This window comes from Aquirufa sp. A-Brett2-W8 (genome assembly GCF_054558755.1).
This window is the reverse complement of record NZ_JBPXKS010000003.1, coordinates 14,569-26,971: the sequence shown is the minus strand read 5'-3', so window position 1 is coordinate 26,971 and position 12,403 is coordinate 14,569. Positions and strand designations below refer to the sequence as shown.

Below are 12,403 nucleotides of genomic sequence, written 5' to 3'. Positions count from 1 at the left end.
GTCGCCTGCGGCTTAGTCGCTAGTAGGGAGTCGCCTGCGGCTTAGTCGACTTCGTCTTAGTCGCGACTATGTCGCTTAGTCCGGAGGAAAAGAGTCCTGAGGGAAATAGGCCGAAGGCCGCACCACTATACGATCGCCCCCGGCGATTCCATCATTTACCACTTACCATTCCCCTCTCTACTCTATACTCTCCGATCTCTAATCTACTTTATTCTTTATGCTCTATGCTTTCCCTCTATACTCTCCTATCTCTAATCTAGATATTTCAACCTCACTAACCTCACCGCCACCCCATTCTTCCTCAAAAAATCATGCCAAAAATACTGAATGGCCGATAAATGATCATTCGGTGATTTGACTTCGACGAAGGCAAATTCATCTCCTTTTTGGATAAATAAATCGGGGAAACCCTTTACATGCGTACCTAGATGCTCCCATAGGTAATGAGAAATTGCCGCCAGCCCATCGGTAGGCATCACGGTCAAAAACCGCTCCATCAGATCAAAATCAAGGGAATACCAATCCACTAAGGGATTCATCGCTCCTTGATTTGCCTCAGCTCGCGAGCGCAACAAATCAAGTAAACCCACACGATCAGACAATAAATGCAGCGGCAATTCACCCGCAAAACTCTCTTTTCCATAATGACTCGGCGCCCATTGAAAGGGATGATGAAAGCCTTCTTTGCGATCGGCAAAGATCAAATCCCAGGCGAAAAGACCGAGGAAATTACGCCAGATTTGATTCTCCGTAAAGGCTGCATAATAGCCTTCAGATTGAAAATAGGCAACAACTCCAGCTTCTACTTGACCGATATATTCGGGTGAAATTTCAATGATTTCAGCTTGCTTAAGCGAAGAGGTGACTTGTTTGATGGATTTCTTGGAGGCTTGTTTGGCCAAAAAATCTTCGAAAAAATGAATCTCCGTAGGAGAAACACAAATCTCTAATCCTACTCTAGCCCAAGCCACCGCTTCTTCCAAATCTCCTAATTTCTGCAAAATCCGAACGCGGCGCTCTAAAGAAGCCCCAGACAAAGAAACCTCATATACTTCCAAGGCTTCTATATAGGCTTTATTCCGCTCTAAGGAGCGTCCTAAAGCAAAACAGGCAGACTCAAAAGACCGAATCGATGACTCTAAAAGGGACGACGACAAGGGTAATATATGTACACGCCAAGAAGCCAAGATTTCATCCACACTTACTGTCGTGTTAAAAAACCATTCACGCCACATGGAGATAGCCCATTTTTGTTCCGCTTCTTCTCGCGTTTGGAAATAAGGCTTTAAATCTTCCTCCTGAACCTCCACAAAGGCTCGATGGCCTAGGTCGCGCACCACGAAGTCGGTTAAATCGCGGGATCGCGTCCCAAAAAACAAGAACTGAAGGAAGGCAAAAACCTCCACTCTCGCCGGCGCTACCACGCCTGAAGAAAAAGAAGCGATTAAATCAACCGAGGAAACCAAGGCAGCCACTTCGTCTTTAGAAGCGGAGCTAGGAACTTTGATGCCTTGTTTTTTGGCCAAAAGAACACATTCCTGCTTTGTAAAAATCGATTCCGTTCCTTCAGAAATATCCATTAAAAAACCAGCGGAGCGCAAAACTTGCAGTGGACGTGCTACATCCCCTATCTCTGGATAAGCTAATTTCTCTATCCGAAAATAAGGCGAACGCCGGGAGGCTAAACGCAAAAACAGGCATTGCGCAGCAAAAGATAAGTCAGAAAAATCTTGTAAAAATACTATTTCAGATTCCTGCAAAAGGGGTAAATAATGCCGGTCTATGTAGCGAAGAATATAGCTAAAATGATCCCAATAATAGGTAGCAGACAATTCTATTTCGCTTTTTTCGCTCATTGCTCAATATTGTTTATCTTTGTTTACCTTTTTAGGGATTATCCTTTTATTCATAAATCAAAACAAAAATATGCAAACTGTTGCTAATTTCAATTTTGCTGGTAAAAAAGCGCTAGTACGTGTTGATTTCAATGTTCCATTAAACGAACGTTTCGAAATTACAGATGATACCCGAATTAAGGCGACGATTCCTACCATCCAAAAGATTTTAAAAGACGGAGGATCGGTTGTGTTAATGTCTCATCTAGGTCGTCCGAAGGATGGTCCTACTGAAAAATACTCGCTAAAGCACTTAGTTACTCCATTATCATTGGTTTTTGGTGTTAAAGTAAAGTTTGTTTCAGATTGTATTTCAGATGAAGCAGTGGAAATAGCAAATGGTTTACAAGCAGGCGAAATCTTGCTTTTAGAAAACCTTCGTTTCTACAAGGAAGAAGAAAAAGGGGATGTTGATTTTGCTAAAAAACTAGCTCGTCTAGGTAATGTGTGGGTGAATGATGCCTTCGGAACAGCACACCGTGCACACGCTTCCACAGCGGTGATCGGACAGTTTTTCACAGATAAAGTGAGCGGCTACGTGATGCAAGCAGAATTAGATAATGCACAGAAGATTCTTGAATATTCCGAACGTCCGTTTACGGCGATTATGGGTGGATCGAAAATCTCGGATAAAATCTTGATTATTGAGCGTCTTTTAGACAAAGTAGATAATTTAATCATCGGCGGCGGTATGACCTATACCTTCTCGCTTGCTGAAGGCGGTAAGATAGGCAATTCTATCTGTGAGCCAGATAAAGTTGCTTTAGCGAAGGAATTAATCGAAAAAGCGAAGGCCAAAGGCGTGAACTTAATCATGCCTTTAGACAATGTTTGTGCAGATGATTTCAATAATAATGCTAACCGCCAAACGGTAGAACGCGGTGAGATTCCTGATGGTTGGGAAGGTTTAGATATCGGACCTAAATCCATTGCCTTATTCCAAGAGACGATTGCAAAATCAAAAACGATACTTTGGAACGGCCCAATGGGTGTTTTTGAATTCCCTCATTTTGCCATTGGCACAAACGCAATTGCAGATGCCGTAGTAAAAGCAACAGAAGAAAATGGTGCTTTCTCCTTAATTGGAGGTGGTGACTCCGCTTCTGCTGTAAATAATGCAGGTTATGGCGATCGCGTTAGCTACGTGTCCACTGGTGGAGGTGCTTTATTAGAATATATGGAAGGTAAAACTTTACCTGGGGTTGCGGCTTTAGAGGCTTAGGAACTCAAAAATTATATAAAATTGCCGAAGGCGAGGAATGTTTCCTCGCCTTTTTGTATTTTAGTCTTTTGACCCAAATTGCCTCTATGATTCAGTATAAAAAACCCAGCCATCTACGTTCTAGCTACCTAAGTTTAGATAGTCGCCAAATTTATGAGCCATCTAAAACGGCCTTTTTTGCGGTGAACGGCCTGAACCACGATGGGCACCAATATATGGAATCTTTATATGCCAAAGGTGTAAGGGAGTTTATCGTCGAAGAATCAGCATGGCACGGAATTTTAGCTGAAAAAGCAGCTAACTGGGAACAGACAAACATTTATGTCGTCGAAAATAGTATCGCCACCCTACAATCAATTGCCAAAAGCCACCGAGAACAATTTCATTTTCCTGTACTGGGCATAACCGGATCAAATGGCAAAACAATCTGCAAAGAATGGCTCGCCATCTTGTGTAACGGCAATTTCTCCGTGGTCAAAAGCCCGAAAAGTTATAATTCTCAAATCGGTGTTCCCCTTTCCATATGGGCCATGCAGGAGAAACATACTTTGGGAATTTTCGAGGCCGGTATTTCTCAGGTAGGTGAAATGGAAAAGATTGAAGCGATGCTGCAGCCTGATTATGGTATTTTTACTCATTTTGGAGAAGCGCATGGTTCTAATTTTAATTCAGACGAGGAAAAGCTAAGAGAGAAATTAACGCTATTTAAAAAGGCCAAAAAACTCGTCTATCGAGTAAAAGACCTTCAAAATGATCCCATCAATCGAATTATGCAGGAGATAAATCCATCCTGCGAATTATACGGCTGGAATACGATTAGTCCAGAGAAGGGATTGTTTACATTTTGGCAAACAAAAGGTAAATCCTCTCAAATAAAAGTTATCAAAGCAGCACAAAGCGAGGCCTTCATCGACAGTCAAATTGATTTCACAGACGAAGCATCGCTAGAAAACGCAACGCATTGTATCATTATGGCCTCCATTTTAGGCCTTAACCGAGACGAATTAGGTTTAAAGGCTAAATTACTTAAGCCTATATCCATGCGTCTTGAAATGAAAGAAGGATTGCGTGGAAATACACTAATAGACGATTCCTATAACAACGATTTAGATGGCCTTCGTCTAGCTTTACCTCTTTTACAGAAAAAGGGGCAGATGAAAAGCGTTTTAATCTTGAGTGATTTTCTAGAAACGGGTTTACCTGAAAAAGACCTCTATTCCACCATTTCAGGCTTAATTCAGCATCAAAAAATTGATCGAATCATAGGAATAGGAGAACAAATTATCCGTAATAAGACCATATTTAACCAAATAGATGTCTTCCATAGTACCGATGATCTTATCGCATCGGGTCTTTTAAATTCGATTAGTAATAGCCAAATATTACTCAAAGGAGCTCGAAAATATAATTTTGAGAAACTTGTACACGCCTTAGAAAATAAGACCCATAGAACGCAATTAGAGGTTAATTTAGATGCTATACAGCATAATTTAACCTACTTTAAAAAGGACATCGGCCCCGAAACAAAACTAATGGTCATGGTCAAAGCATTTGCTTATGGGACAGGAGCCATTGAAATAGCCACGCTACTACAAAATAGCGGTGTTGATTACCTAACCGTAGCTTATACGGATGAAGGCGTATACTTGCGAAAACATGGTATATACGTCCCTATAATGGTCATGAATCCGAACATAGAAGAGTTTGATAAATTAACAGAAAATGGCTTAGAACCTGAAATCTACAGTTTTGAACTTCTAAAAGCAATCGATGAATACGGAACACAACAAAGTAAAAATATCAAAATCCATATCAAATTAGATACGGGGATGAAAAGATTAGGATTTGAGCCAGCTGAAATCGCTGAATTAGCAGAGAATTTAGCTCAAATGCCTCATTTGTGGGTGGCTAGTATCTTGAGTCATTTAGCTGCTGCAGATAGTCCTCAACATGCTCCATTTACAGAAGAACAAATACATCAATTCAAGATCGCTACTCTTCAAATAGAAGAGAGCTTAGGCTATCAAACTATCAAGCATATCGCGAACTCCGCTGCCATACAAAATTACCCTTCAGCGCGCCTAGATATGGTACGATTAGGCATCAGTTTATACGGAATAACAGGTAATCCGAACGTAAAAAATAAGATTGAAAACGTTTTAACCTTAAAAACATCCATTTCTCAGATAAAAAACATAGCCTCAGAGGTAACTATTGGCTACGGAAGAAGAGGAAAACTCAATCAATCTGGACGCATTGCGACCCTCGCAATAGGATATGCAGACGGCTATTCAAGAGCCTTGGGAATGGGCAAAGGAAGCTTCGAAATCAAAGGAAATTTATGTCCCACGGTAGGTACCATTTGCATGGATATGTGCATGGTAGATATCAGTGAATTCCCTGACATTTCACTAGGAGATACCGCTATAGCCTTTGGCGGAAAAATACAATTATACGATTTAGCCAAACAGGCTGAAACTATCCCTTACGAACTCATGACAAATATCAGCGAGCGGGTTAAGCGGGTGTATGTAACTCAGTAGGCTAAAGTCACGGCTTTGCCGTTTAGTCGTCACTTTGTGACTTAGTCGACTACTTCTTAGTCGCTGGACTAGTTGAATCATTTACCATTAACCATTTACCATTCAAAATCTCAAATCTATACTCTCCTCTCTCTAATCTATTATTTAGCATTATAGCTATATATAAATAGTATACTTTACAGTATAGCTAATTAATACTTGTTTATTTTGCTAATTAATTAGTCATACTGCTATATAGTTTATCAATAACCTGATTTGGAGATTTAAATTGAATATATTAACTTAGCTAAATATCAAATAATAGCATGGCTGTAGAGAACATAGCAAAGGCTTTAGGGGATGAGTCCAGACGGAAAATCATCGAACTATTAAAGGAAGGAGAGCTTCCCGCTACGGCTATATTTGATCAATTTGACTACGCCGCCCCTACTATTTCCAGGCATTTGTCCGTTTTAAAAGATGCAGGTTTAGTTAGTACGCGTAGAAATGGTGTCTTCATTTACTATCAATTAGAGAAGGATGCTCTTCGTCAATTAGACGAATGGCTCTCCCCTTTTCTACCTAAACCAAAGGCAATACCTAAAGAAAAATCGGAGCCGACTCCTAAAATACCGAAAGAAAATCCTTTTGATAAATTCCAGTCTGAATTCTAATTTATAAAAATAATTCAATTTAAAATGAAGCGATTTGTGTTCATTATTCGAGGCCCAGTGGCAGGAATTTCAAGCGAATTTAGCTTGGCATCGGAGCTAGAATTAGATCAAATTCGGACCTGGTTAAAGGGCCTAAAAGCGACTTATGCAGACATGCTTTTTCAGAAATTTTCAAGTGAGTTGAAGGTGCTAAATCAAAGTGGAAAAATAGACCACCGACTGACCCAACAAATTGAAGGTGGTGAAATTTCTCAGATCGTCACACTGATTTTACCGAGCTTAGAGGTAGCCGAAGAAATTGCCGCTAGTTTTCCCTACCCTAATGAGTTTTACAGTCTCGAATTGAGAGAAATGGCGTAAATAGTATAAAATTCAACGAAAAAAGGCTCATACTCAACGTATGAGTCTTTTTTATTTATTCGCCACGAGAATCGCGTATTTTTTGTCTCCTTATAGATTGATCTCGCCTACCATATTCTCAGGCTTTACCCATGCATCAAACTCTTCCGCTGTTACATAACCTAACGAAATCGCTGTTTCCTTTAATGTAGAGCCATTTTTATGGGCTGTTTGTGCTATTTCGGCTGCTTTATAATAACCAATTTTGGTATTTAAGGCTGTAACTAGCATTAATGAGTTATTTACGTGCTTTGCAATGTTATCGTGCAAAGGCTCGATGCCTACCGCACACTTATCATTAAATGCCACACATACATCCCCGATCAAACGAGCAGAATGTAAGAAATTATAAATCATCACCGGCTTGAATACATTTAGCTCGAAATGGCCATTCGATCCACCAATTCCGATGGCTACGTCATTACCCATTACTTGGGCCGCAACCATGGTCATTGCTTCACATTGCGTAGGATTTACTTTACCGGGCATGATCGAAGATCCCGGTTCATTATCAGGGATATGAATCTCTCCAATTCCAGAACGAGGGCCAGAAGAAAGCATCCGAACATCATTTCCTATCTTCATTAAGCTTACTGCCACCGTTTTTAAAGCTCCGTGAGCTTCTACGATTGCATCGTGCGCAGCAAGAGCCTCAAACTTATTTTCTGCCGTCACAAACGGCAATCCAGTCAATGTGGCAATATGCTTGGCTACATTTTCAGAATAACCTTTAGGGGTATTAATACCTGTCCCTACGGCCGTTCCTCCTAAAGCTAGTTCAGAAAGGTGCGCTAAGCTATTGTTTATCGCACGTAAACCGTGATCTAATTGTGATACATAACCAGAGAATTCCTGTCCTAATGTCAAAGGGGTCGCATCCATGAAGTGTGTACGACCTATTTTAACTACGTTTTTAAATGCTTTTGACTTTGCTGCTAACGTATCTCTCAATTTTGTAATTCCAGGGATAGTGACTTCCATTAACGACTGGTAGGCAGCAATGTGCATCGCAGTAGGAAAGGTGTCATTAGAAGATTGAGACTTATTAACATCATCGTTAGGATGTACAAACTTCTGCTCATCTAGCAAGTTTCCACCCTGTAATACGTGAGCGCGATAAGCAATCACCTCATTACAATTCATATTTGACTGCGTTCCTGAACCAGTTTGCCAAACCACTAAAGGGAATTGGTCTGCCCATTGTCCACCTAAAATTTCATCGCAAACTTGACCAATTAAATTCTTTTTAGCCTCATCTAAGACACCTGCCTCAAAATTCGTAATCGCCGCTGCCTTTTTTAAATACGCAAAGGCACGAATGATCTCTTTAGGCATTTTATTAATATCCTGAGCTATCGGAAAATTCTCAATCGAACGTTGCGTTTGAGCACCCCAATAAACATGAGCAGGCACTTGCACCTTACCCATAGTATCTTTTTCAATTCTATACTCCATACGATGTTTTGTATTAAATTTGTCTTAGTTAACAAAAATACCACCAAAAACAATAAGATGCTTACAATTTACGGAATTCCTGCATGCAACACGATGAAAAAGACTTTTGACTTTTTAAACGAAAAAGGGATTCCTTTTGAGTTCCACGACTATAAGAAAAAGGGCATCAGCGCTGAGCAATTACGCTTTTTTATGGATCAATTAGGCGAAGAAATCGTCCTTAACAAACAAGGGAGTACCTATCGACAACTAAACGATTCGGAGAAAGTAAATTTAGATATATTCACTTACCTACAAGAAAAAACATCTGCCATTAAGCGACCTATATTAGTCCAAAATGACAGATGTATTGCTGGATTCAAACCAGAAGAATTAGATGTTTGGCTAACTATATAATTAACCTTTATAGAACATCCATTTGGCCATCTCTTTCACCGTAATTTTCTTTCCATACATCAAGATTCCCACCCGGTAAATGCGGGCTGAAATCCAGCTGCAACCTAAAAATCCTAGTACTAGAAGAACCATCGAAGTAGCTAATTCCCACATAGGCACACCATAAGGCAAACGAACCATCATATTGATGGGGGAAGTAAATGGAATCATCGAAGCCCAAAAAGCCATCGTGCTGTCTGGATCCTGCATCGTAAATTGTGCCATAATAAAGGCCAAAATAATGGGCAGCATCACAATAAAAGTAAATTGCTGGGCTTCAGCTGTGCTCTCCACCGCACTACCTATCGCCGCAAAAAGAGAACTATACAGCAAATACCCAAATAAGAAATAGAACAAAAATCCGCCTAAAACTAATGGGATATTGGTGCTTTCGATCACCTTTGTTACTTCATCCATCGGAGATGCTTCCATCGTTTTCGCGACTTCTGGGTCGGCCTTTTTCACCTGCTCTACCCTCTGTTGAATCGGACTAGAACCATAGAATGTAGAGGCTACTTGAGTCAGCCCAATCGTTAACACAATCCACAGCAAGAACTGCGTCAAACCGACCATTCCTACACCCAAAATCTTGCCCAACATCAATTGATACGGCTTGATTGATGAAATGATCACCTCAATGATTCGACTACTTTTCTCTTCAATAACGCCAGCCATCACCTGGGAACCATATAATAGCAAGGTAATATATAAGAGCATTCCCATCACTCCTGCTAGAATCATTGCTCCACCCGAGGATGAACTGGTCTCATCCCCAGTAGATGAAACAGAAATGGTCTCGCTATTAATCTCAACTTGCGTTTTTTCGTATACCTCTGAAGCGATGCCTGCCTTCTGCATTAAAGTGGCACGTACCTTTTTCTCAATGACACGCTCAATAGAGGATTTTAGAGGGAGGCTTAAATTCTTCTCCGAATAAATCTTTAGCTCTTTTGAATCACTCAATATGTTTTTAGGCAAGTGAACAAATGCCACGAAACCCTCCTCCGTAAAGGTCTTCTTCAATTCAGCAGCAGGCTTATTCACGAGCTTGAAATCCACCTCTTTATCCACTAAATCTTTGGCCTGAAACAAACCACTCTCATCTAAAATCTCGATTCGTTTCACCTCTTTGTCTTGCATCGCTAGCCAAATAGGTATGGCATAAATCGCCGTAATCAATATAGGCCCTAATAGAGAGGCTATCCAGAATGATTTCTTTTGAATTCGGGTCAAATACTCCCGTTGAATCACTAATAATATCTTGTTCATCGCTTATTTCGTTTCTTCTACTACCTGAATAAAAATGTCATTAAAAGAGGGGGTCACTTCCTTAAATTCGAAAAGATCCACTTGTTTAATCAAGGCAGAAATAGCCTGATTTGTCCCATTCGATTTAGCTAATTTAATTACCGCCGAATGCTGTTCAGCATCGATAGAAACTACTTCAAAAGCAGAGGAATTAGTCAATTCACCCGAAAACTTCACCGCATATTCATCTTTCTTAAATCGATTGCGCACCTCTTCCTTTTCCCCTGTTAAAACAACTTTCGCTTGATTTATTAAGGCTATGCTGTCGCATAACTCTTCCACTGATTCCATTCGGTGAGTGGAAAACAAAATACTTGTGCCTCGTTCTTTTAATCCCAAAATCTCATCCTTCAGCATATTTGCATTAATAGGATCGAACCCAGAAAACGGTTCATCTAAAATCAATAATTTCGGTTCATGAACCACTGTTGCGATGAACTGGGTCTTTTGTTGCATGCCTTTAGACAAATCATCTACTTGCTTATTCCACCAGTCTTTAATATCCAATCGGATAAACCAATCTTTCAATCGACTTTGCGCTTCAGCTTTAGAAAGCCCCTTTAATTGAGCTAAATACATCAATTGGTCTCCTACCTTCATCTTCTTGTATAAACCCCGCTCCTCAGGCAAATAACCTATCTGTTCCACATGTTTTGAATGTAAGAGTTCCCCATCAAAAATAACCTGCCCCTCATCGGGTGCCGTTATTTGAGTAATGATTCGAATGAGGGAAGTTTTACCGGCGCCATTGGGACCTAGAAGACCAAATATTTGGCCTTTCGGAATCTCCAAACTAACCCCAGCCAGTGCTGTGTGATCCGCATAACGCTTCACCACATGTTGAATAGATAGTATCATAGATTGAAATTATTGAGACGAATTTAAACAAAAAATACGTTCAACAACCTAAAAAAAGGATGAACGCAAAATACAGCGGATAAATAAATTTAGGAGATGATTTTAGACACAAAATCCCAAATAACCACCCCCATACTCACGGACACATTAAGGGAGTGTTTTGTTCCAAATTGAGGAATTTCTAAACTAAAATCTGCCTCTTGAATCCACGCATCATTGACCCCAAAGACTTCGTTACCGAATACAAAAGCGTATTTTCGACCTGTAACAGGCTTGAATTTTTCTAAAGAAACGGAGCCTTGTACTTGCTCCACACAAACGATTTGGTATCCCTCAGAACGCAAGGCTTTGAGGCTATCTGCTGCATCCGCAAAATAGACCCAGTCTACAGACTCATCCGCACCTAAGGCAGTTTTTGAAATCTCTCTATGAGGGGGTTGCGCAGTTATTCCGCATAAATGAATCGATGAACAACGAAAAGCATCCCCTGTTCGAAACGCAGAACCAATGTTATTCATACTCCTTATGTCATCCAAAACGATCACAAAAGGGAATTTCTCTATATTTTTATAAGTGGACACATCGAGCCTATTGAGCTCATCCATTGATAATTTAGTAGACATGTTTAGGCAATCCAAGAGAAAGGATAAGCCAATTCAGGCACCTTTACTCGATCTGCTAATTTTTCTAATCGAGCTGGCAAATTAGCTACATAATCACGTGCCTTCTCTGCCGTTTCATTCAATCCCTTCATGTTTTCGATATCCCAATCAGTGATTAAACCCTTCATGATGGTTATATAGTCAGTGGTAGTATATACCCCTAAACGTTGTGCTGCATCAGAGAAATGCTCAAATAAAGAACTTTTCGCACCATTTATTTCGCGTAAAAAATGCGCTGGCATCACAATTTTCTTTTTCATCATATCAGCGAAAGCAAGCATCATTTCATTCGGATCTAAAGTAAAAATTTCAGAAACAAAAGAACGATATGCCTTGTGGTGACGTAATTCATCCGCCGCTATTTGTGCACACATACGTGACAATAAAGTATTACCATGTTGCTTAGCTAAGGATGCTGTTCTACGGTGAGAAATATTCGTTGCTAGTTCTTGAAACGAAGTATAGACAAAATTCCGATAAGGATCAGCTGTTGTTCCAATATCAAAACCATCCGCAATTAGATATTGAGTAGAAATGGCCACCGATTTCATATTTACCTTACCAGAAAGATACAAATACGTATTTAACAGGTTTCCATGACGATTTTCTTCAGCAGTCCAGGTACGAATCCACCGAGACCAGCCATCTGTTTGGTCTACTTGATTCACCGACTCCATACCTAATAACCAGGATTCGTAGGTAGGTAAAGCTTCTTCTGTAATAGTATCACCCACTAAAACAGCCCAATAATCGTAGGGCAATTCATTAGCGGCTTCTTGCAAAGCTTTCACATCATCAAAGAACGAATCCTTAGTCGAATCGGGTAACATATCAGCAGGCTGCCAATTGGTATCGATCGGGACTAAATAGTCCTTCACATAGTTATCCATATTTTTAGCGAGCTCCGTCATGACCTCGAATCGAGTGTGAATTTGTGACATATTTTTTTTATTAAATTATTAACTAGTGAAGG

At 40.2% G+C, this 12,403-nt stretch carries 11 protein-coding genes; 5 read left to right on the top strand and 6 right to left on the bottom strand.

The window, feature by feature from the left end:
- Positions 1-251 precede the first annotated feature (251 nt).
- Complete coding sequence (locus ACST13_RS01960) at positions 252-1,856, bottom strand: VRR-NUC domain-containing protein (protein WP_459521544.1); 1,605 nt, start codon at positions 1,854-1,856, stop codon at positions 252-254.
- Between the two features lie 70 nt (positions 1,857-1,926).
- Here ACST13_RS01960 and ACST13_RS01955 point away from each other — a divergent pair, with 70 nt between their 5' ends.
- The 4 genes from ACST13_RS01955 (at position 1,927) to ACST13_RS01940 (ending at position 6,673) form a co-directional block, all read left to right on the top strand.
- Positions 1,927-3,117, top strand: a complete 1,191-nt coding sequence (locus ACST13_RS01955) for a phosphoglycerate kinase (RefSeq protein ID WP_459521543.1) — start codon at positions 1,927-1,929, stop codon at positions 3,115-3,117.
- Between the two features lie 86 nt (positions 3,118-3,203).
- The gene (locus ACST13_RS01950; protein ID WP_459521542.1) at positions 3,204-5,660 is read left to right on the top strand and encodes a bifunctional UDP-N-acetylmuramoyl-tripeptide:D-alanyl-D-alanine ligase/alanine racemase; all 2,457 of its coding nucleotides are present in this window, start codon (positions 3,204-3,206) and stop codon (positions 5,658-5,660) included.
- 305 nt (positions 5,661-5,965) lie between these two features.
- Entirely contained in the window at positions 5,966-6,313 is a 348-nt protein-coding gene (locus ACST13_RS01945; RefSeq protein ID WP_459521541.1) for an ArsR/SmtB family transcription factor, read from the top strand.
- Positions 6,314-6,337: 24 nt separating this feature from the next.
- Positions 6,338-6,673: a hypothetical protein gene (locus tag ACST13_RS01940; RefSeq protein ID WP_459521540.1), complete on the top strand. Its 336-nt coding sequence runs from the start codon at positions 6,338-6,340 to the stop codon at positions 6,671-6,673.
- A 90-nt stretch (positions 6,674-6,763) separates the two neighbouring features.
- Here ACST13_RS01940 and fumC read toward each other — a convergent pair whose 3' ends face one another.
- A complete protein-coding gene (fumC, locus tag ACST13_RS01935) occupies positions 6,764-8,167 on the bottom strand; it encodes a class II fumarate hydratase (RefSeq protein ID WP_459521539.1) in 1,404 nt (467 codons plus the stop codon).
- Between the two features lie 57 nt (positions 8,168-8,224).
- Here fumC and ACST13_RS01930 point away from each other — a divergent pair, with 57 nt between their 5' ends.
- The gene (locus ACST13_RS01930) at positions 8,225-8,563 is read left to right on the top strand and encodes a Spx/MgsR family RNA polymerase-binding regulatory protein (RefSeq protein WP_459521538.1); all 339 of its coding nucleotides are present in this window, start codon (positions 8,225-8,227) and stop codon (positions 8,561-8,563) included.
- On the opposite strand, the gene ACST13_RS01925 is transcribed toward ACST13_RS01930, so the two are convergent.
- The 4 genes from ACST13_RS01925 to ACST13_RS01910 all read right to left on the bottom strand — a co-directional run bounded on the left by ACST13_RS01925 (position 8,564) and on the right by ACST13_RS01910 (position 12,371).
- Positions 8,564-9,871: an ABC transporter permease gene (locus ACST13_RS01925; RefSeq protein WP_459521537.1), complete on the bottom strand. Its 1,308-nt coding sequence runs from the start codon at positions 9,869-9,871 to the stop codon at positions 8,564-8,566.
- 3 nt (positions 9,872-9,874) lie between these two features.
- Positions 9,875-10,768, bottom strand: a complete 894-nt coding sequence (locus ACST13_RS01920; protein WP_459521536.1) for an ABC transporter ATP-binding protein — start codon at positions 10,766-10,768, stop codon at positions 9,875-9,877.
- Positions 10,769-10,857: 89 nt separating this feature from the next.
- Positions 10,858-11,391 carry an RNA methyltransferase gene (locus ACST13_RS01915; protein ID WP_459521535.1) on the bottom strand — a complete coding sequence of 178 codons (534 nt, stop codon included), beginning with the start codon at positions 11,389-11,391 and terminating at the stop codon, positions 10,858-10,860.
- A gap of 2 nt (positions 11,392-11,393) precedes the next feature.
- Positions 11,394-12,371 (bottom strand): acyl-ACP desaturase, encoded by a 978-nt coding sequence (locus tag ACST13_RS01910; protein WP_459521534.1) that lies wholly within the window; start codon positions 12,369-12,371, stop codon positions 11,394-11,396.
- Between the last annotated feature and the right edge of the window lie 32 nt (positions 12,372-12,403).